The organism is Staphylococcus sp. FSL W8-0305 (assembly GCF_037966415.1).
In the GTDB taxonomy this organism is placed as follows: Bacteria; Bacillota; Bacilli; order Staphylococcales; family Staphylococcaceae; genus Staphylococcus; species Staphylococcus aureus.
On record NZ_CP150198.1, the window covers coordinates 1,074,208 to 1,094,920 of the forward strand.

The window sequence follows — 20,713 nt, forward strand, 5'->3', positions numbered from 1 at the left end:
TGTAAATTTAAAACCAAAAAAGCAACACTATAGAAATAGCGTTGCTTGACATATCTTTTAGTAAAGTATGACACATAGTTAAATGGTTATTAGTCAACCATACGTTGTGCTTCTTGTAATTGGAACGTACGAACTTTTCTAGGTAAGAAACGTCGAATCTCGTCCTCATTATAACCAACTTGTAGTCGTTTATTATCTAAAATAATTGGACGACGTAATAAGCCAGGATTATCTTGAATGATTGAATATAAGTCTTGTAATGGTAGTGAATCAATATCAACATTTAATTTTTGGTATGTTTTAGAACGTGTAGAAATGATTTCATCAGTACCGTCTTCAGTCATTTTTAATATTTGCTTAATTTCATCAATTGTTAAATGTTCAGAAAAAATATTACGCTCCGTATACGGAATGTCATGTTCTTGTAACCATGCTTTCGCTTTACGGCAAGATGTGCAACTTGGTGAAGTAAATAATGTTACCATACATCTCACTCTCCTATTTGAATGAATAAAATTCATTGCTTAAAATTTAGTTATAGATCAAGAAAAAACATTTTTTTCTAAAATTCTTAATCGTTACTATTTATTATAACTATCTAACATTAAAATTAAATGAGAAAAACCTAATTTTTCAGATAAGTTTCTACACTTATAAAAAAGATTATTAATCCCTTTGTTAGTAGCAAGTTATACATATATTCTAACACATCTTACATTTTTAAGAAATACTGTTATAATGATAATTGTTAAATTATTACTAAGAAAGTAGGCATTTAAATGGAAACATTATTTTCAGGCATTCAACCTAGTGGAATTCCTACTATTGGAAATTATATTGGCGCATTAAAGCAATTTGTTGATGTGCAAAACGACTATGATTGTTATTTCTGTATCGTAGATCAACATGCAATTACAATGCCACAAGATCGCTTAAAATTACGTAAACAAACTAGACAATTAGCAGCGATTTATTTAGCTTCTGGTATAGATCCAGACAAAGCAACATTGTTCATACAATCTGAAGTCCCTGCACACGTACAAGCAGGATGGATGTTAACTACAATTGCTTCTGTTGGCGAATTAGAGCGTATGACGCAATACAAAGATAAAGCTCAGAAAGCAGTTGAAGGTATACCAGCTGGTCTATTAACATATCCACCTTTAATGGCAGCTGATATTGTTCTTTACAATACTAATATCGTTCCAGTTGGCGATGACCAAAAGCAGCACATTGAATTAACACGTAATCTTGTAGATAGATTTAATAGTCGTTATAATGATGTCCTTGTGAAACCTGAAATTCGTATGCCTAAAGTCGGTGGCCGTGTTATGAGTTTACAAGATCCAACAAGAAAAATGAGTAAAAGTGATGACAACGCTAAAAACTTTATTTCATTATTAGACGAACCAAATGTTGCTGCTAAAAAAATTAAAAGTGCTGTGACTGATTCAGACGGTATTATTAAATTCGACCGCGACAATAAACCAGGTATTACAAATTTAATTTCAATATACGCTGGATTAACAGACATGCCTATTAAAGATATTGAGGCAAAATATGAAGGCGAAGGTTACGGTAAATTCAAAGGCGACCTTGCTGAAATAGTTAAAGCATTTTTAGTAGAATTCCAAGAAAAATACGAAAGTTTCTATAACTCAGATAAACTTGATGATATTTTAGATCAAGGTAGAGATAAAGCACATAAAGCTTCATTTAAAACTGTCAAAAAAATGGAAAAAGCGATGGGTTTAGGACGTAAGAGATAAAATAAAGAGCTTGGGACATTAAGTTCTTAGGCAATGTAAAAAAGCTGATTTCTATTAATTATTTGATAGAAATCAGCTTTTTTTAAATGTATTTGATAATATACAGCTCGTCGAGCTACTATTTTCCTTATATTAAGTGCCATTAATACAAAACCTAGCTCTCGTTTAACTTTATTTATTCCTCGAACTGACATTCGAGTGAAACCCAAAATAGCCTTCATAAATCCAAAAACAGGCTCTACATCAATTTTTCTTTGACTATAGATTTTTTTCGTTTCTGGTTCAGAAAGCTTTTGATTAATTTGGGCTTTAAAGTATTCCCAATTATAATTCTTCATGATTTTCTTATTGGATTTCGAATTTGGCTTCATGCATTGTTGCCTCAAAGAACATGCTGAACAGTCATCGCATTCATATAGTTTGAAGTCACGTTTAAAACCATATCTATCATTACGGTATGCATATCTTTTAAAACCTATTCTTTTGTTATTAGGACATATAAATTCATCATTAAGTTCGTCATATTTCCAGTTTTGAGTGTTAAAAATGTCACTTTTAAACTTTCTCGTTTTATCTTTAATAAACATACCATACGTAATAAGTGGCGTTTTATTAAAATCATCTATAATAGCCATATAGTTTTGCTCACTACCATAACCTGCATCAGCTACAATATACTCCGGTAAATAACCGAAGGTATTTTGAATCATTGTTAAAAATGGAATTAAAGTTCTAGTATCTGTCGGGTTTTGAAATAGGTCATAGGATAAAACAAATTGAGAATTTGTCGCTATTTGTAAATTGTATCCTGGCTTAAGTTGGCCATTTTTCATATGGTCTTCCTTCATTCTCATAAAAGTTGCATCATGATCAGTTTTAGAAAAGCTATTTCTATCTTTAAGAATCGATTTTTGTTCTTCATATTTACTTTTTCTTTCGGAATAATCATCAAATTTCTTTTTGAACTTCTTAATCTCAGTTCTTTTTTTACGGGTCTGTTTTCTAATTTGAGTACAATCTTCGTTCTGAATAGAATGATTTAAATCTTCGATTTCTTTATCTAAATGACTACCAATTAAATCTATTTCTTCTATTGTTAAATCGCTATCTCCATCTTCTTTTATCTCTGGTATTATTTTTTCTTCGACTAAGTCACGATATAATGCTTTTGAATTTTCGTTCAATTTCGATTCGTAATTTTGAATACTTTTCTTCCACACAAATGTATATCTATTGGCACTAGCTTCTACTTTTGTACCATCAATAAAAATTGATTTATCATCAATAAGATTTTGCTTTAAACATTGACTATGGAACTGAATAAATAAAGATTCAATTAGCGCATCAGTATTAGGATTCACTCTAAAACGATTAATAGTTTTATAAGAAGGTGTTTGATCTTGAGCTAACCACATCATTCGAATACTGTCATGAAGTAATTTCTCTATTCTACGACCAGAAAATACAGATTGAGTATATGCATATAAGATGATTTTTAACATCATTTTTGGATGATAGGATGTTGCACCACGATGATGTCTGAATTCATCGAATTCGCTATCAGGTATAGTTTCAAAAATTTCATTAACATATCGCGAAATATCATTTTGAGGAATTCTAACAGAAGTTTCTATTGGTAGTGTAAGTTGAGTCATGTTATAATTTTTATACATAAGGCACCTCGTTAATTTAGTTTAGTGGTATTTATTAAATTATACGAAAGTGTCTTATTTTTTTAAAGTATTTCAAAGTAAAATTACATGTTAATACGTAGTATTAATGGCGAGACTCCTGAGGGAGCAGTGCCAGTCGAAGACCAAGGCTGAGACGGCACCCTAGGAAAGCGAAGCCATTCAATACGAAGTATTGTATAAATAGAGAACAGCAGTAAGATATTTTCTAATTGAAAATTATCTTACTGCTGTTTTTTTAGGGTGAAATGCTCCCTTCAAAGTAGACATTGAAAAAATGAAAACTTTGAAGGGAGCTTTATTTATGTCAATAAAACCTAAAGTAGACATAGATGTACTGCTATATATGTTTCAAGAATATGAAAAAGGCGTGTCGTTTCAATACTTAATCGATACATTACAATTAGATATTAATGTCAATACTTTGTATCCTAAGTATAAATATTATAAAACCCATGGTATTGAAACACTACTTACACAAAAACAATACAATCACTATTCAAAGGAACTAAAATTAAAAGTTGTAAATGAATATTTGAATTCAAATCAATCAACCCAAGACATCGCAATCAAATACAATATTCGTAGTTCGACACAAGTCAAAAATTGGATAAAAATGTATACTGTAGGAAAAGAGATTAAGAATCAATCTCCTAAAACTGGGGTGTATATCATGAAAGCAAGAAAAACCACATTTGAAGAACGTGTAACAATTGTTGAATATTACTTGAATCATAAACAATCTTATAGAGAAGTTGCAGAACACTTTAATATCTCATACGGTCAAATTTACCAGTGGGTTCATAAGTATCAAGCACATGGTAAAAATGGATTAGTAGATGGCAGAGGCAAAGGAAAACCCAAATCTATGATGACGCCAGAAGAACAAAAAGAAGCTGAAATTCAAGCATTAAAAGCACAAAATCGATTATTAGAGATGGAAAATGACGTTTTAAAAAAGTTTCAAGCATTGGAAAGAGAGATGATTCAAAGAGAAAACAAATCACGGCATACAAAACGATCGAAGCGTTAAAACATCAATACCCTATCCAACGCTTGTGTCGTATTTTAGGCATTTCTAGAGCGAGTTATTATAAGTGGGTACATTATCAATCGAGTGAACTTGAATTAGAGAATGAACAGCTTAAGCGAGAAATAGAATCAATCTATCATAAGTATAATGGTATTTATGGCTATCGTCGCATTTATATCTATATTCGCTTAAAACTAGGTAAACAAGTAAACCGAAAGCGAATTTATCGTTTGATGAAAGAACTTAATTTAAAAGCAGTAATACGTCAAAAGCGAAAACCTTATCGACGTTCAACGCCACAAATCACATCAGAAAATAAGCTTAATCGACAATTTGACATTGATACGCCAAATAAAGTTTGGTTAACAGATGTAACAGAATTTAAAATCAAAGAAGGTAGTAAGATATATTTGAGTGCCATTTATGACTTAGGTGCTAAACGTATTGTTAGTTATGAGCTAGGCCCTTCTAACAATAATCAATTAGTATTTAAAACATTCAATCAAGCGATAGAAAAAGTAGAAAATACCAAAGGTATTTTATTTCATAGTGACCGAGGTTTTCAATATACATCGAAAACATTTAAACATATGTTGGATGAATGTGGCATGATTCAAAGTATGTCACGTGTTAGCAAATGTATCGATAACGGTCCAATGGAAGGTGTATGGGGTACAATAAAAAGTGAAATTTTTAGAGGAAATAAGCACTTTAAATTTAATAGTGTAGAAGAAGCTACAAAAACAATTCATGATTTTATTCTTTTCTTTAATCATGAAAGAATTACATTAAAAATGGCTGATTCTGTATAACAACAAAACCAACCATTAATTTTAATTATTTAATTGTCTACTAGACTGGGTGCAGTTCAGGGATTTATGTCCCAGACTCTTTTATTATTTAACGTCTACCTCTAGGATTAAAAGCATCTTTAAGCCCTTCCCCTACAAAGTTTATACTTAATATAGTTAATGTAATCATTATAGCAGGTGGCATCCATATCCACGGTTTACCACTTATAACATCCCCTTCTTGAGCATCACTCAACATATTACCCCAAGATGGAATTGCTTTACTAATTCCGAATCCTAAAAAGCTCAATCCTGATTCCACTACAATCATACCGGCAAATAACAATGTTGCTTGTACGATAACTACACTTAATATATTCGGCAAAAGATGTTTCAAAATAATTTTATATGTGGGTGTACCAATTGATTTTGCTGCCAAAAAGTATTCATTTTCTTTTTCTTGAAGTACTTTACCACGAACAAGTCTTGCAATACCTCCCCAACTTAATACGATAATAACTAGAACAAGAATTATGGCAGATCCATAAGGATTTTTAATTTTATCTCCAAGTGCAGCATTTAATACAATTGCAAATATTAAAAATGGAAATAACATAACAAATTCGGTTATTCTCATTAATAATGTATCAACAATACCTCCAAAATAACCAGAAATCACTCCAACTGTAATTCCAATCAAAAGCATTCCTATTGTAGATGTAATTCCAATGGATAATGAAATACGACCTGCATATAACAAACGACTAAAGTTATCCCTACCACCAGAGTCTGTACCAAGAATGTTTTGTGCTGTCATTTCACCTTTTATATTTAATAAATCTTGTTGGTTCACTGGAAAAGGAGCTATTAATGGCGCTATAATTGATACAATAGTTATGATTAATAAAAAAATAACCGATAACATTGCAATTTTATTATGAATAAATTTAGACAATGCAATTTTAAAAGGCGATTTTGACTTATTTTGCATTCTAATCCCCCCTAGTTACTTCTAATTCTTGGATCTATAAATCCATAAGTAATATCAGAAATCAAATTACCCAGTAAACCTAAAGTGAATGCAGGTAAAAATGTGTGATATATTTTACTCATATAATATTCAAAAGTACCTTCTTTAAGGTTAATATCAACAGAACCTTGAAACGGGAACCATTGTAATTCAAAAGAAAAAATAAAAATTGCAAATACTCCCGCAATAAAAGATGGAATGGCTAACATCAAATAATTAAATATTTGCACAGTATAATCCGTCAAACTGTAAGAATATCTACCTGACGTTATTCCTAAAGCAAATGAGATAATATAAGTAATAATTAATGACATAGCACCGAGTAATATTGTATTTGGAATTCTTTCCTCAATAACATCAATTACCGGCCTTTTATATTTGATTGACTCCCCTAAATCACCGTGTATAACATGATTGACCCATCTAATGTATTGATGTGGTATTGAGTCGTTGAGACCTAATTTTTCCCTTTGTGCATTTATTGCTTCTTGTTTTATTTTACCGTTTTGTAGATCTGAAAATGGATCTCCTGGTTGTATGATTGCTAATGAAAATACAACTATTGAAATTAAAATTAGTAACGGGATCATTAACCCTAATCTTTTAAGTATTAATTTAATCATTTAAATCACCTACTTTATCTACGTAGAAACAAGCGACTTGATGTTCGTTACCAATGTCCTTTAATTCTGGCATACTTTTTTTGCACATATCTTGAGCAATTGGACATCTAGTATGGAAAGGACAACCTTGTGGCGGATTACTTGGCGAAGGTAATTCTCCCTTTAATATAATTCTATTTTTATTTAGCTTATCAATTTGTGGTATTGATGAAATCAACGCTTTTGTATAAGGATGTTTGGGATTTTCATAAATTTCTTTATCAGATGCGATTTCAACTATATGACCTAAATACATAACTCCAATGACATCACTTATATGTTTTACTACACTTAAATCATGTGCGATAAATAAATAGCTTAAGTTAAATTGTTCTTGTAAATCTTTTAATAAATTCAGTACTTGAGATTGAACAGATACATCTAATGCACTTACAGGCTCATCAGCAACAATTAAACTCGGACGCAAAGCCAATGCTCTTGCAATTCCCACTCTTTGTCTCTGTCCACCTGAAAATTCATGTGCATATTTATAATATGCATCTTCACTTAGACCAACACATTTTAATAAATATAGAACTTCTTTTTTTATTTCTTCTTTTGGCAATTTTTTATAATTTAAAATAGGTTCTGAAATGATATCTCCAACCATTTGCATCGGATTCAATGATGCATACGGATCTTGAAATATCATCTGATATTGTTGTCGTGATTTTCTCAGTTTTTTACCTTGTAATCTTGTTATATCTTCACCATTAACAATTATTGAGCCTGAAGTTGCATCTTCAAGTCTGATAATCACTTTACCTAACGTTGACTTACCACAACCTGATTCGCCTACCAATCCAAAAGTTTGTCCTTTTTTTATTGAAAACGATACGTCATCAACAGCTTTAACGTACTGAGTTTTTTGTAATAATCCAGTTTTAATTTTGTAGTATTTTTTTACTTGATTTACTTCTAAAATATTTTCCATTCTTATATCTCCTTATATTCATTTTGGTATAAATGACACCGTACAATGACGTCTTCACAAACATGCATTTTAGGAGATTGATTATTACAAATATCCAGTTTTTTGTTACATCTATTTGCAAATCTGCACTTATTAACGTGAAATGCTTGGATTGATGGCACAATTCCTTCTATTGTTTCAAGTCGTTTCTGCTCTTCTTTAAGTTTTGGAATTGTAGATAATAATTTTTGGGTATAAGGATGTTTCGGATTGTGTAGTATTTCTTTTATGCCTCCAAATTCTACAATTTGACCTGCATACATAACCAAAACTTTATCGCAAAATTCAGCAACCACACTCAAATCATGTGTAATCATCATAATTGCCATTTGCGTTTCCTTTTGCAATTCTTTTAATAAGTCTAATATTTGCGCTTGAATCGTGACATCCAAAGCAGTTGTAGGTTCATCAGCAATTAATAATTTGGGAGAACATGAAATGGCCATTGCAATCATTACTCTTTGCCTCATACCACCAGATAATTGATGGGGATAGCTATTTAATATTTCATCTTGTCTTGCAATTCCAACTTTTTTTAGTAAATCTTTTGCTAAGTTATTTGCTTCTTTTTTAGAAATTTTTTTATGTGATTTTATAGATTCCACAAGTTGATTTTTTATAGTAAATACCGGATTTAAAGCAGTCATAGGTTCTTGAAAAATCATAGCAATATCATTTCCTCGAATATCTAGCAATTGCTTCTCATTGAGCGTATCGATTCGTTTACCATCAAATATAACTTCTCCATTACTTAGTTTAGATATCTTTTCTGGTAATAATTTAATAATTGACTTACTTAATATGGACTTACCGCAACCAGATTCCCCTACTATACCCAAAACTTCTCCTTTAGATAATTCAAAAGAAATATTTTCAACAGTTGCTAACCATTCATTATTTATTTTTAATGATGTTTCTAAATCTTTAACCTCTAACAATACATTATTCATAACATCCCCCCATATAAGTAAACCTCGACAAAATCGTCGAGGTTACATTACTAAGCTTCTTTAGTTAAATTATATAAACTTTGATCAGTTCCAATTTCAATGTCTAAGTTTCGTACTTTATCATTAACTATAGTTATCGATTTACCTTGGAACATTGGTAATCCAGGTAACTCATCATTCATATATTTTTGCCATTTAACATAAATATCTTTACGTTTCTTTTCATCAATGCCTACTTTATCGAAGTCTAATGCATCATCTAAATATTGATCTGATTTTGGTAAAACTGTTCTCATTTCATTTTGAGGTCTATCAGTGTGGTATAAATCTGATGGGTCTGGATCTGTACCACCTGCCCATGATCTGAAGTACACTTCCATATCTTTTGATGCATTTGCTAAGTCTTCATTATATTTACCGAATTCTACTAACTTCACATTTGTTTTCAAGCCAACTTTTTCCCAGAAATCTTTTATCGCAGCAGTTCTTGGTTCAAAAGTAGGATTTGAACCTGAATAATGTTTAAAGTTAATCTCAAATTTATTACCTTTAGGATCTTCTCTAAATCCGTCACCATCTCGATCTTTATAACCTAACTTATCTAAGATTTTTTTAGCTTTTTCAGGATCATATTTATAATCGTTTAGTTCCTTAGGATCAGCTGCTATCCAATGCATTGATGGTACAAAACTATTTATTTCACTAGCGTAACCATTGAAAAATGCTTTGATCCATTTTTCTCTATCAATTGCATAAAGCATTGCTTTACGTAATTCTTTGTCTTCATATTTTGGTCTCACTTTACCAGTTTTATTAGCTTTTTTATCGTAATCATGAGATACGAATCCTATTAAACCGTAGTCTAAGCTTGGCGCAGATAATACCTTGAGACCAGCATTAGATGACTTAGCATCTTTTGCCATTGCACCGGTAGCATCATTCGTAACATCAATATCGCCTTTTTCCATTGCCTTAATAATTTGAGCTTGATCAATAACTTTTAAATTGATTTTATCTAATGCAGGCTTACCTTGCCAATAATCATCAAATTTAACAAGTTGAACAGCCTCACCTGGGACGATTTTCTTAACTTTATATGGTCCAATACCAATAGGATATTTTCGGATTTTATCTGATTTCGCTAAATCTTTAATTGGTACATCTGATAAATATTTTTTACTTAATAAAGGTCCAGTAATAAATCCTGTTAAGTAATTTTCTTGCTTTTTATCAAATGTAACCTGCATTGTGTAGTCATCTATTTTCTTCAATCCGTTAATATGATCAGCTTTTCCTTCATGATAATCTTTTGCACCTTGGATATTTTCTACACTTGGATAATAAGCACCTTCGTAATCCTTGTTAGCTAAGACTTCAATTGAATAAATCCAATCATCAATTTTCAATTCATTACCATCATGCCATTTAATACCTTTTTTAATTTTAAATTCTATTTTCTTAGCCGGCTCGATATCCTTCCATGAAGCAATATATGCTTTAGGATGTATTTTTTTATCAATTGACGGATTGTAATATTAAGTGCAACACCTATAAAAATTCATAAAAAATGCCCATAATTGGCACTTTGTTGTAAGATGTTAATAACCACAAAAACACATACAAGGAGTGCCAACATGAGCTATAACCATCTTACACTAACTGAACGCGCACGTATAGAGGTTTTACGTCAAGAAAATTATTCTTTAAGATCTATTGCACGTAAATTAAAACGATCTGTATCTACTATCTCACGTGAAATTAGTAGGAATAATTTAAATCAGTCATATCAAGCTGAAACAGCTCAAAAAAATTATGAAACCAAAAGAAAACTTTGTGGTCGTCCTACTCGATTTACTCCAGAACTTGGTAATATCATTAAATATTATTTAAAATGCCACTGGTCTCCTGAACAAATCGTAGGTCGTCTATTACAAAACCAAATCTGTTTTAAAACCATCTATCGATGGATTAACTCTAATATGATTAATTTCGAACTTATTTCATGCCTTCGTCAAAAAGGAAAAAGACAGAAACCTAAAGAAACTAGAGGTAAGTTTAATATTGGCCGTCCTATTTCACAACGTCCTAAGGAAATAAAGAAACGTAATACATTCGGTCATTGGGAAGCTGACACAATTGTATCCAGCAGAGGCAAAAGTAAAGGGTGCATTGCTACTTTCGCAGAAAGAAAATCACGTTATTATTATTGTGTACTTATGCCTGATCGTTCCTCTAATTCTATGGAGACGGCAATTAATAACCTTATCAAACATCTACCTAAAGGTGCCGTTAAAACTATTACTGTCGATAGAGGGAAAGAGTTCTCTTGTTATCAAAATATTGAAAACCAATTTAATATTAATGTCTACTTCGCTGATCCATATTCCGCATGGCAAAGAGGTACAAATGAAAATACCAATGGTTTACTAAGAGAATTTTTCCCTAAGAAAACAGACTTAGCTAAAGTAAATCAAGAGCAACTTAACTATGCATTAGACTCAATTAATTATCGACCAAGAAAGTGTTTAAATTGGAAGTTTCCTTATGAAGTTTTATGTGATGAACTGTTGCACTTAAATTGACAAATCAACAATTGTTAATAAGTTTTCATTAAAATATCCTTCAACTACAGCATCCGCATGTGTACTATTTAATAACGAAGAATAAACACCACTTGGCGGTGCTGTTAACGCTACATTTAGAGTACCACCTTTATGTTTTGACGCTTCTGTTTTAGTAGCATCTTTTACTCCTTCATCTTTATTACTGCTTTTTCCGCAAGCGCTCAACACTAAAACGACAATAAGAAGTATTGAAATATATTTAATAAGCTTCCCCATACATATGCCTCCTACTTTCAATCTAATATTTTCTTTTTAGTTTACTCATAGAAAAAATTATTACAAGTTTATTTTTAGAATATTCAGTCATTTATGCATTTAATCAATTTCAGTAATTTAAAAAACGACTTATTTTAATTTTTTATTCCCAAAGTTTTTCTGCAACACAAAAAGACTGGAGATATATCTCCAGTCTAATTTACAAAGCAAATTATTTTTTCTTCTTACCTGTTTCTTTATCTATCGATTTATCAATATATACATGTTTAAGTGAGTTATTTGGACCAAATTTATGGTAAATCAATCCTTTTACTTGAGGATTTGTTAAATGTGCAACACCTTTTTGATAAATTGGTGCTACCGGTGCATCTCCTAGGAACATTTCTTCTGCTTTTTTCAAGTTTTCATATCGTTCGTTCGGTTGAAGTGCCAATTTGGTTCTCGCTACTTTAAGTAATTGATCGTATTCTTTATTACCCCAGTCTGTATTATTTTGTGCGCTACCTGTGGTCATTGTTTCTAAATAAGCCATAGGATCAGGGTAATCTGCAGACCAACCACTAAGTGATGCTTCAAAATTGTTACTCAGTTCTAGTGATACTCTTTGTTTAAACGGCAATTGCTTAATTTTCAAAGTAACTCCTGGTAAATTTTTCTCAACTTGTGATTTGATGTATTCAGCAGATATTTTTGCATCTGGTGTATCTTCTGTGTTCATCGAAAATGACAATTCATTTTTACCTAACTCTTTTTTAGCTTTGTCCCAGTGCGCTCTTGCTTCTTTAGGATTATATTTTAGAGGTGAATTCATGGTACTCGCATAATCTTTGCCATTAGGTGCTTTCGCAATGCCTTTGGCTGTTAGTGTATCGGAAGGAATTGAACCATTGTTTTTCACTGAATCAACGTATCCTTTTTTATCTATTGCTTGTGCGATAGCCAGTCTTAAATTTTTGTTTTTAAAATCAGGATATTGTTTTTCATTCATTTTTACAAAAAATGTCCCAGTCGTTAACACAAAGTTTAATCCTTTATTATCTTTATATTTATTTACTTGATCTGCTGTAATAACTGCGTCATCTACAGATTCAGTATCATACAATGATGCACCTGCTTGTAAGTCTTTAATAACTTTATAATTCACTTTATCTAATTTTACTTTCTTTTTATCCCAATAATACTGATTTTTAGATAGTAACGTTTTATCTTCTTGTTTCCAATCATCAACTTTAAATGGACCATTGTATACCGCTCTATCAGCTGCCGTACCATAATTTTTACCATATTTTTTGGCAACTTTTTCATTTTGAGGTGCAAATGTATTAAGTGCTAATAATTGATTAATGTATGGTACCGGCTTTTCTAAATCAATTTGTAATGTTTCATCATCTAATGCTTTGATACCTAATTGCTCTACAGGTTTCTTACCAGTACTAATATCACTCGCATTTTTAATGTCCCCCATAATGTATGCAAATTCAGAACCAGTTTTAGGGTCAACTGTTTTTCTCCAAGCATAAACAAAGTCTTGTGCAGTCACTTTGTCACCATTGCTCCATTTAGCATCGCTTCTTAATTTAACCTTTAAAGTTTTCCCATCTTTACTCTTTTCAGGAAAAGCTTTCGCAACACCTAACACCGGTTTGTCACCTTTTCCTAATGTATATAAACCTTCGAATGTTTGCGCAGTCACTTCAGAAGATATTTCATCCGTAATTAATGATGTATCAAGTGATGTTAAGTCTGCTGACAAAATTTTTCTGAATACTTGACCTTTATCTGAATAAATACCATCATCATTAGCACAACCACTTAATGCAATTGTGGCAACAAATATTAAAATCAGCGTTTTTAACTTTCTTGTCATTTCATTTCTCCCTTCCCCTTAATCTTGTGTTACCAACAAATTTTTTCGTAGTCGTGCCGCTTCTTCTTCAGTACTAAAGACAAAATGCTGTGGTCTTATTTCATGTAATTGTCTTAAATGATTATTTGCTTCATCATCAATATAACTAAATCGTTTACGACTACGTTCCGATTCAGGATCCGGTTGAGGAATTGCCGACAATAAAGACTTAGTATAATCATGTAATGGATATTGATAAATATCGTCTGCTGGTCCGATTTCTACAATTTTCCCAAAATGCATGACTGCAATTCGATCAGAGATATACTTCACCATCGATAAATCATGTGCAATAAATAGGAATGTAATACCTTTTTCACGCTGTAATTTTAATAACAAATTGACTACTTGAGCTTGAATTGAAACATCCAATGCTGAAATAGGTTCATCTGCTATAATAAATTCTGGTTCAACGGCTAATGCACGGGCAATTCCAATACGTTGGCGTTGTCCACCTGAAAATTCATGAGGATAACGATTGGCATGTTCTTTACTTAATCCAACAGTTTCAAGTAAATCATAGACACGTTTTTTACGGTCACGCTTATCAGTTGCTAAATGATGGATATCAATACCTTCAGCTACTATATCCATTACTTTTAACCTAGGATTTAAAGACGCATATGGGTCTTGAAAAATCATCTGTATCTTTTTATTAAATTTAAGCAAATCTTTACGTTTACGAATCTTTTGTATATCAATACCCTCATACAAAATTTCTCCACTTGTAATATCATTAAGTTTGATAATTGATTTACCAGTTGTAGATTTACCACACCCCGATTCTCCTACTAAACCTAATGTTTCTCCTTTGTATATTTCAAACGAAATATTTTCAATCGCTCTCACTTCGTTTTTCTTTCCTGCGTTAAAATATTGCTTTAAATTTTTAATAGATAATAGCACTTCATCATTTTTCATTGAACGACACCCTTTCTACCTTGAGTGGTTTTTCATAATTATTAGGCATCGGTTTCATACGTTGTTTTACCAGCTCGGGTAGTTCAACTTTTGGTGCACGTGCGTCTAATAACCAAGATTTCACAAAATGTGTCGGTGAAACTTTAAACCACGGCGGTTCTACTTTAAAATCAATATCTAATGCATATTGACTACGTCTCGCAAATGCATCACCTTTAGGTGGGTGTAATAAATCAGGTGGCGCTCCAGGAATCGCTAGTAATGGTGTGTCATTTGTTGTTGATAGATCAGGCATTGACGATAATAATCCCCATGTATATGGATGCTTTGGATCATAAAATATTTCGTTAACATCTCCTGTTTCAACCATTTGACCACCATACATAACTGCCACTCTATCAGCAATATTCGCAACAACCCCTAAATCATGCGTTATAAAAATAATTGCTGTATCGATTTTTTGTTGTAGTTCTTTCATTAAATCTAAAATTTGTGCCTGCATCGTTACGTCTAATGCAGTCGTTGGTTCATCAGCAATCAGCACTTTAGGTTCACAAGCTAATGCGGTTGCAATAACAATTCTTTGCCTTTGTCCACCTGAAAATTGATGTGGATATGCTTTAAATCTTTTTTCTGCATTTGGTAATCCTACAAGATTTAGTATTTCCAATGCGAGCTTTTTAGCTTGTGCTTTACTATAATTTTTGTGCTTAATTAATGGTTCCATGACTTGTTTACCAATTTGCATCGTTGGGTTTAAAGATGTCATTGGATCTTGAAAGATCATTGAAATATCTTTTCCACGTAATTTAATTAACTCATTTTCAGGTTTTTTTGCTAAATCTTCCCCTAAAAATAAAATTTCTCCCTTTTTAATTCTTCCTGTGTCCCCTTGGAATAATTTTGTAATTGCTTTTGTTGTCACAGATTTACCTGAACCTGATTCACCAACAATTGCCAATGTTTCCCCTTTGTTTAAATAAAAATCTACACCTCTCACTGCCTGCACTTCCCCTGCTGTAATATCAAAGGAAACATGCAAATCATTTAGTTCTAATATTCTTTCAGTCATATGCTATGCCCCCTTTTATTTACGCATTTTCGGATCAAATGCATCACGTAATCCATCACTAAATAAGTAAAAGAATAGAATTAATAAACTTAAAATCATTGCTGGTATAAATAATTCATGTGGATAAATTAATAACATTGCGCGCCCATCATTTACTAATGACCCTAACGATGTTTGAGGTGCGGGTACACCTATACCAATGAAACTTAAAAATGCTTCGAAGAAAATAGCACTAGGTACTGTAAACATTGATGTAACCACGATAGCACCTAACGTATTAGGTAAAATATGCTTAAATATCAATTTGAATTTAGAAGCCCCCAATGTTTTCGAAGCCATGACAAACTCTTGATTTTTCAATTTTAAAAATTCTCCACGTACAACTCTGCTCATGCCTAACCAGCCTGTGATAGACATAGCCAATATAATTGTCCAAATGGATGGTTCAAAAATTAATACAAATAAAATTACGACAATTAAATTCGGAATAGATGCTATGACTTCAAGTATACGTTGCATAATCGTATCGACACGTCCACCGAAGAATCCAGAAATCGCACCATATACAACGCCAATAAAAATATCTAACATCGCTGCAACAACACCGATAAACAATGAAATTTGAGCACCTTTCCATGTTCTTGTCCATAAATCTCGACCCAACTGATCAGTACCAAACCAATAATTTTCTTTAGCATTTGCTGCTTTATAAGCATCCTTGCCATCTGCATCTTTACCATCAAAAGGTAAAAATGGAACTTTGTCTAATAAAGGTATTTTTGCCGGAAGATTTCTATGTTGTACATTTTGTTCAGCATAATCATGTTTATTTATAACTGGACCGATAAAAGCAAATATTACAATGATAATTAAACCTATCATACCGACAACAGCTAACTTATTTCGTTTTAACTGAGCCCAAGCATCTTGCCAAAAGTTTTTGCTTTCTCGTTGCATTTCAGGTTCCTGATTCAAATCTAATTCTCTAATAATAAAATCAGATGATGCGATAGCGTCAGAGGTATGCGTCATAGCTGCATTAGAATGATCGTCGTTAATCGACAAATTGTTTTTATTTTCAGCCATTATTTTTTACCTCCTTGAACACGAATTCGTGGATCTATCACACCGTACAAAATATCTACAATAAAAATAGAAACGATAAACAGTGTGCTAAATAATAGTGTGATTGCCATGATTACTGAGAAATCATTTGTTGTAATTGAACGTACGAATTGATCCCCTAATCCAGGAACTCCAAAAATATTTTCAATTGTTAAAGTGCCTGTTAAAATACTTGCTAACATGGGAACGATAATTGTAATAATTGGAATTAAAGCATTTCTAAGTGCATGTCCAAAAAGTACACGCATTGTCGAATTACCTTTAGCTCTCGCTAATAAAATGTAGTCTGAACTTAATACCTCTATCATCTCTGCTCTTATGTATCTGGCGACAGTTGCTAAAACAGCTGCAGATAATGCAAGTGACGGTAATACCGCGGTCGAAAAACCTTCCCATCCAGCTACTGGGAACCATCTTAATTTAACTGCAAATACGTATTGTAAAAGTACAGCAAGTACAAAAGATGGTACAGATACTGCAATAACTGAAATAACTGTAGTTGTATAATCAACCCAAGAATTTTGTTTAGTAGCTGCTGCAACACCTAAAATAAGACCCAGTATCACACCGATGAACATTGCTGTAAGACCCATTTCAAAAGAAGGTAATAGTCTCGGTTTAATCAAATCCCACACAGGTTGATTATGATATTGGAATGAATTACCAAAATCCCCTGTAACAACATTTTTTAAATAATGTAAATACTGCGTTGCTACAGGATCATTTAATCCATATTTTTCATTTAAAATTTCTTTTTGTTCAGCATTTAATTTAGCATCGTTAAATGGTGAACCTGGCATTAATTTCATTAAGAAAAATGTAATTGTAATAATAATAAATAAAGAAATAAGCATATAAATAAATCGTTTAAAAATATATTTCCCCATCTAATCCCCTCCTCTAACAAATTCCGATTTCTAAATTTCCATTCCCTTCAAAATTTTCTGAAATCTTAACTAATATTATATATACAATATTTACTATATATCAATATTTTTTTGCTTTAAACTAATGAAGAATGATTGATTTTAGAATTTCAATAAAGCTGAAGAAATTAAAAAATCATTCCTCAATGTCTCATTTTAATGTAAACTATGCGTAAGAGTTTTCTATAAGTGGGAGTGATCAAATGTTGAAAAAATGGCTTGGAATGGCACTAATAACCCCAATGCTAACGTTTATTATATGGGTTTTTAATAGCCATACTATCATTACATATTTAAATATATTGTTTTATGTTTCATTAATTATTTTTATTAGCATTTTTTTGATTTTACTTGTACAAGAAGGCATTTTTGATGCGACAAGTTATGGTTTTAGAAGATTAAAGTATCAAATGTCATCTTCGAAAAAGAAGAAGTCTATCTCTGATGATCCATTTTTCAACCCACAAGAGGTAAAAAAAGAGCATTACTTTGTTTCTACATGGATAATACCCTTATTATTAATAAATATTTTATATTTTATTATGACGATTGTGCTGTCGCTCATCTTAGTATAAAGAAACAGAAAAAATCTTCAGTAACTAAAACAACGTTACTGAAGATTTTTATAATTATGCTTCAAATTTCTTGAATACTAATACTGCGTTATGTCCACCGAATCCTAAGCTATTACTCATTGCATAAGTAATATCAAGGTCTTGCGCTTCATTTGGAACAATATCCAAATCACATTCTGGGTCTGGTGTTACCGCATGAATTGTAGGTGCGACTTTAGAGTCTTTAATTGAAAGCGCTGAGAAGATTGCTTCAATTCCACCTGTTGCACCAAGTAAGTGACCAGTCATTGATTTTGTTGAGCTAACTTTTAAGTGTTTAGCTGCTTCACCAAATGTATTTTTAATAGCTTTAACTTCATTTAAGTCACCAACAGGAGTACTTGTACCATGGGCATTTAAGTATTGTACATCTTTAGGTTCAATACCAGCATCATCCATAGCTGCTTGCATTGCTCTAGAACCGCCTTCACCTTCTGGAGCTGGCGCTGTAATATGATAAGCATCACCTGTAGTACCATAGCCAACTATCTCAGCATAAATATTTGCACCTCGAGCTTGTGCTGATTCTAACGATTCGATTACTAAAATACCAGCACCTTCACCCATAACAAAACCGTCTCTACCTTCTTGGAATGGACGACATGCTGTTTCAATGTCATCATTTGTAGAAAGCGCTCGACTTGCACTGAAACCTGCAATTGCCATATGAGTAATTGGAGCTTCCGTACCGCCAGTAATCATTGCATCTGCATCACCGCGTTGCACAATTTTAAATGCTTCACCGATAGAGTTAGTACCTGTTGCACATGCTGTAACTGTTGCACCATTTGGTCCTTTTGCACCTAAGTCAATTGATACTTGTCCAGTTGCCATATCAGGAATTAACATTGGTACGAAAAATGGACTCACACGTCTTGGGCCTTTATCCATTAATTGTTTATGTGCAATTTCAAATGTTTCCATTCCACCGATACCAGAACCAATCCATACACCGATTCGATCTGCAGTATTTTCATTGATATCTAATTGCGCATCTTTAACAGCCTCTCTAGCTGCTACAATTGCATATTGAGTAAATCTATCCATACGACGCGCTTCTTTTTTGTCGATATGATCTTCAATATTAAAGTTTTTAAGTTCTCCTGCTAAGTGAACGCTATAAGGTTCAGTATCGATACGTGTAATTTTATCGATACCATTTACGCCTTTTAGAGCATTCTCCCATGTTGTTTTGACATCATTACCGATTGGAGAAAGGGCTCCCATACCTGTAATAACTACTCTTATATTTTGACTCATTCGTTATCCTCCTATTTTCCCCATTTTATTGTCATTGCGCCCCAAGTTAGGCCGCCACCGAATCCGACAAGAACAATTGTATCATCATCTTTGAGTTTACCATTTTTTAATTCTTGATCGATACTTAAAGGTATTGACGCAGCTGAAGTATTTCCATATTTATTTACAGAAACACTCATTTTGTCTTTTGAAATACCTAAGCGTTCTCTAGCTGATTCCATAATTCTAATATTAGCTTGATGAGGAATAAATAAATCTATATCATCTGATGTTAAATTCGCTTTTTCAACTACACGTGTTGATGCATCACCCATAATTCTAACAGCAAATTTAAATACTTCTCGACCATTCATTTTCAGTTTACCAGTATCTTTATCTAAATATAAATGTTTACCACCTGTGCCATCAGAACCCATTTCATAACTTATAATACCTCTGCCTTCTGAAACTTCACCGATGATAACCGCACCTGCACCATCTCCAAATAGAACTGCAGTAGAACGGTCAGTTAAATCTGTTATTTTAGATAATTTATCTGCACCGACAACTAAAATATTATGATAATCTCCAGATTGAACATATTGTTTAGCTGTAATCATTGAATACATAAATCCAGAACATGCTGCAAGTTGATCCATAGAGGCAACTTTGCCCGTCCCTAAACGTTCTTGTAACATATTTGCGACAGTTGGAAATGGCATATCTCCAGTTGCTGTGGCAACAATTATCATATCTATATCTTCGGGCTGAATACCAGCGTCAGCGATTGCTTTTACACTTGCTTCATATGCTAAATCTGAAGTATCTTGATCGTCATCTGCCCAATGTCTTTCTTTAATTCCAGTCATCTTAGAAATCCATTCATCAGATGTATCTAAAAATTGCTCAAAATAGGCATTGTCAATAATCTTTTCTGGTGCATATGCACCAAAACCTTTAATACCCACGTTCATAGTTGAACACCTTCTTAATAAAATTTTTAATACCAGGTATTAATTTAACATAGATTACTTTTTAAACTCAAGTCAGAGGTAGGAATATTGACTAGTTAATAAAATTTTAATGCTTTATTATCGTCAAATTTCAGTATGAAATTGATTTTAATGCGCTTAATTTAGAATAGCCATTCAGATAAAATCATTTATTTAAA

Annotated in this window: 16 protein-coding genes and 3 pseudogenes; 4 read left to right on the top strand and 15 right to left on the bottom strand. The window is 32.2% G+C overall.

Going from position 1 to position 20,713, the window contains the following annotated elements; translation table 11 throughout:
• Window positions 1–89 precede the first annotated feature (89 nt).
• The gene (gene spxA, locus NST10_RS05330; protein ID WP_000258003.1) at window positions 90–485 is read right to left on the bottom strand and encodes a transcriptional regulator SpxA; all 396 of its coding nucleotides are present in this window, start codon (window positions 483–485) and stop codon (window positions 90–92) included.
• A 294-nt stretch (window positions 486–779) separates the two neighbouring features.
• Between spxA and trpS the strand changes: the two genes are divergently transcribed.
• A complete protein-coding gene (trpS, locus tag NST10_RS05335) occupies window positions 780–1,769 on the top strand; it encodes a tryptophan--tRNA ligase (protein ID WP_000448933.1) in 990 nt (329 codons plus the stop codon).
• A gap of 26 nt (window positions 1,770–1,795) precedes the next feature.
• On the opposite strand, the gene NST10_RS05340 is transcribed toward trpS, so the two are convergent.
• Window positions 1,796–3,442, bottom strand: coding sequence for an IS1182-like element ISSau3 family transposase (locus tag NST10_RS05340; protein ID WP_125899125.1), 1,647 nt, complete (start codon window positions 3,440–3,442; stop codon window positions 1,796–1,798).
• Between the two features lie 295 nt (window positions 3,443–3,737).
• Here NST10_RS05340 and NST10_RS05345 point away from each other — a divergent pair.
• Window positions 3,738–5,305 (top strand): IS3-like element ISSau2 family transposase gene (locus NST10_RS05345; protein WP_094409958.1). Its coding sequence is split into 2 segments (ribosomal slippage): window positions 3,738–4,413 and window positions 4,413–5,305, totalling 1,569 coding nucleotides; the frame shifts between segments, so codons are not numbered across the junction.
• A gap of 88 nt (window positions 5,306–5,393) precedes the next feature.
• On the opposite strand, the gene opp4C is transcribed toward NST10_RS05345, so the two are convergent.
• The 5 genes and pseudogenes from opp4C to opp4A form a co-directional block, all read right to left on the bottom strand.
• Window positions 5,394–6,275, bottom strand: a complete 882-nt coding sequence (gene opp4C / locus NST10_RS05350; RefSeq protein ID WP_001180271.1) for an oligopeptide ABC transporter permease — start codon at window positions 6,273–6,275, stop codon at window positions 5,394–5,396.
• Between the two features lie 71 nt (window positions 6,276–6,346).
• Window positions 6,347–6,937 (bottom strand): annotated as a pseudogene (locus NST10_RS05355) (ABC transporter permease); the annotation flags it as partial.
• Entirely contained in the window at window positions 6,930–7,910 is a 981-nt protein-coding gene (locus NST10_RS05360; protein WP_000427776.1) for a dipeptide ABC transporter ATP-binding protein, read from the bottom strand. The gene NST10_RS05360 and the pseudogene NST10_RS05355, both read right to left, overlap by 8 nt.
• Before the next feature lie 2 nt (window positions 7,911–7,912).
• Window positions 7,913–8,899 (bottom strand): ABC transporter ATP-binding protein, encoded by a 987-nt coding sequence (locus NST10_RS05365; protein ID WP_001067041.1) that lies wholly within the window; start codon window positions 8,897–8,899, stop codon window positions 7,913–7,915.
• Between the two features lie 50 nt (window positions 8,900–8,949).
• A pseudogene (gene opp4A, locus NST10_RS05370) lies at window positions 8,950–10,434 on the bottom strand (oligopeptide ABC transporter substrate-binding protein); the annotation flags it as partial.
• Between the two features lie 99 nt (window positions 10,435–10,533).
• Here opp4A and NST10_RS05375 point away from each other — a divergent pair.
• On the top strand, window positions 10,534–11,481 hold the full coding sequence (locus tag NST10_RS05375; RefSeq protein WP_000121211.1) for an IS30-like element ISSau1 family transposase: 948 nt from the start codon (window positions 10,534–10,536) through the stop codon (window positions 11,479–11,481).
• Window positions 11,482–11,496: 15 nt separating this feature from the next.
• On the opposite strand, the pseudogene NST10_RS05380 reads toward NST10_RS05375, so the two are convergent.
• The 6 genes and pseudogenes from NST10_RS05380 to opp3b form a co-directional block, all read right to left on the bottom strand.
• A pseudogene (locus NST10_RS05380) lies at window positions 11,497–11,739 on the bottom strand (ABC transporter substrate-binding protein); the annotation flags it as partial.
• Window positions 11,740–11,950: 211 nt separating this feature from the next.
• Window positions 11,951–13,606 carry a peptide ABC transporter substrate-binding protein gene (locus tag NST10_RS05385; RefSeq protein WP_000197096.1) on the bottom strand — a complete coding sequence of 552 codons (1,656 nt, stop codon included), beginning with the start codon at window positions 13,604–13,606 and terminating at the stop codon, window positions 11,951–11,953.
• An 18-nt stretch (window positions 13,607–13,624) separates the two neighbouring features.
• Entirely contained in the window at window positions 13,625–14,566 is a 942-nt protein-coding gene (locus tag NST10_RS05390) for an ATP-binding cassette domain-containing protein (RefSeq protein ID WP_000786746.1), read from the bottom strand.
• Window positions 14,556–15,638 carry an ABC transporter ATP-binding protein gene (locus tag NST10_RS05395; RefSeq protein ID WP_000140043.1) on the bottom strand — a complete coding sequence of 361 codons (1,083 nt, stop codon included), beginning with the start codon at window positions 15,636–15,638 and terminating at the stop codon, window positions 14,556–14,558. The genes NST10_RS05390 and NST10_RS05395 overlap by 11 nt, the downstream gene beginning before the upstream one ends.
• A gap of 15 nt (window positions 15,639–15,653) precedes the next feature.
• On the bottom strand, window positions 15,654–16,724 hold the full coding sequence (gene opp3C / locus NST10_RS05400) for an oligopeptide ABC transporter permease (protein WP_000829637.1): 1,071 nt from the start codon (window positions 16,722–16,724) through the stop codon (window positions 15,654–15,656).
• Window positions 16,724–17,650, bottom strand: a complete 927-nt coding sequence (opp3b, locus tag NST10_RS05405; protein ID WP_000521533.1) for an oligopeptide ABC transporter permease — start codon at window positions 17,648–17,650, stop codon at window positions 16,724–16,726. Before opp3b ends, opp3C begins: the two co-directional genes overlap by 1 nt.
• A gap of 242 nt (window positions 17,651–17,892) precedes the next feature.
• On the opposite strand from opp3b, the gene NST10_RS05410 reads away from it, so the two are divergent.
• On the top strand, window positions 17,893–18,264 hold the full coding sequence (locus NST10_RS05410) for a DUF3899 domain-containing protein (protein WP_000915161.1): 372 nt from the start codon (window positions 17,893–17,895) through the stop codon (window positions 18,262–18,264).
• Between the two features lie 54 nt (window positions 18,265–18,318).
• On the opposite strand, the gene fabF is transcribed toward NST10_RS05410, so the two are convergent.
• Window positions 18,319–19,563 carry a beta-ketoacyl-ACP synthase II gene (gene fabF / locus NST10_RS05415; RefSeq protein WP_000081181.1) on the bottom strand — a complete coding sequence of 415 codons (1,245 nt, stop codon included), beginning with the start codon at window positions 19,561–19,563 and terminating at the stop codon, window positions 18,319–18,321.
• A gap of 11 nt (window positions 19,564–19,574) precedes the next feature.
• On the bottom strand, window positions 19,575–20,516 hold the full coding sequence (locus NST10_RS05420) for a beta-ketoacyl-ACP synthase III (RefSeq protein WP_001100526.1): 942 nt from the start codon (window positions 20,514–20,516) through the stop codon (window positions 19,575–19,577).
• Window positions 20,517–20,713: the final 197 nt, after the last annotated feature.

Bases quoted from the DNA above. Each gene is read 5' to 3' on its own strand.
- NST10_RS05365 (WP_001067041.1), bottom strand. From the start codon at position 8,899: ATGAATAATGTATTGTTAGAGGTTAAAGATTTAGAAACATCATTAAAA.
- NST10_RS05410 (WP_000915161.1), top strand. From the start codon at position 17,893: ATGTTGAAAAAATGGCTTGGAATGGCACTAATAACCCCAATGCTAACG.
- NST10_RS05375 (WP_000121211.1), top strand. From the start codon at position 10,534: ATGAGCTATAACCATCTTACACTAACTGAACGCGCACGTATAGAGGTT.
- NST10_RS05360 (WP_000427776.1), bottom strand. From the start codon at position 7,910: ATGGAAAATATTTTAGAAGTAAATCAAGTAAAAAAATACTACAAAATT.
- trpS (WP_000448933.1), top strand. From the start codon at position 780: ATGGAAACATTATTTTCAGGCATTCAACCTAGTGGAATTCCTACTATT.
- NST10_RS05420 (WP_001100526.1), bottom strand. From the start codon at position 20,516: ATGAACGTGGGTATTAAAGGTTTTGGTGCATATGCACCAGAAAAGATT.
- NST10_RS05390 (WP_000786746.1), bottom strand. From the start codon at position 14,566: ATGAAAAATGATGAAGTGCTATTATCTATTAAAAATTTAAAGCAATAT.
- NST10_RS05340 (WP_125899125.1), bottom strand. From the start codon at position 3,442: ATGTATAAAAATTATAACATGACTCAACTTACACTACCAATAGAAACT.
- opp3b (WP_000521533.1), bottom strand. From the start codon at position 17,650: ATGGGGAAATATATTTTTAAACGATTTATTTATATGCTTATTTCTTTA.
- NST10_RS05395 (WP_000140043.1), bottom strand. From the start codon at position 15,638: ATGACTGAAAGAATATTAGAACTAAATGATTTGCATGTTTCCTTTGAT.
- NST10_RS05385 (WP_000197096.1), bottom strand. From the start codon at position 13,606: ATGACAAGAAAGTTAAAAACGCTGATTTTAATATTTGTTGCCACAATT.
- opp4C (WP_001180271.1), bottom strand. From the start codon at position 6,275: ATGCAAAATAAGTCAAAATCGCCTTTTAAAATTGCATTGTCTAAATTT.
- fabF (WP_000081181.1), bottom strand. From the start codon at position 19,563: ATGAGTCAAAATATAAGAGTAGTTATTACAGGTATGGGAGCCCTTTCT.
- opp3C (WP_000829637.1), bottom strand. From the start codon at position 16,724: ATGGCTGAAAATAAAAACAATTTGTCGATTAACGACGATCATTCTAAT.
- spxA (WP_000258003.1), bottom strand. From the start codon at position 485: ATGGTAACATTATTTACTTCACCAAGTTGCACATCTTGCCGTAAAGCG.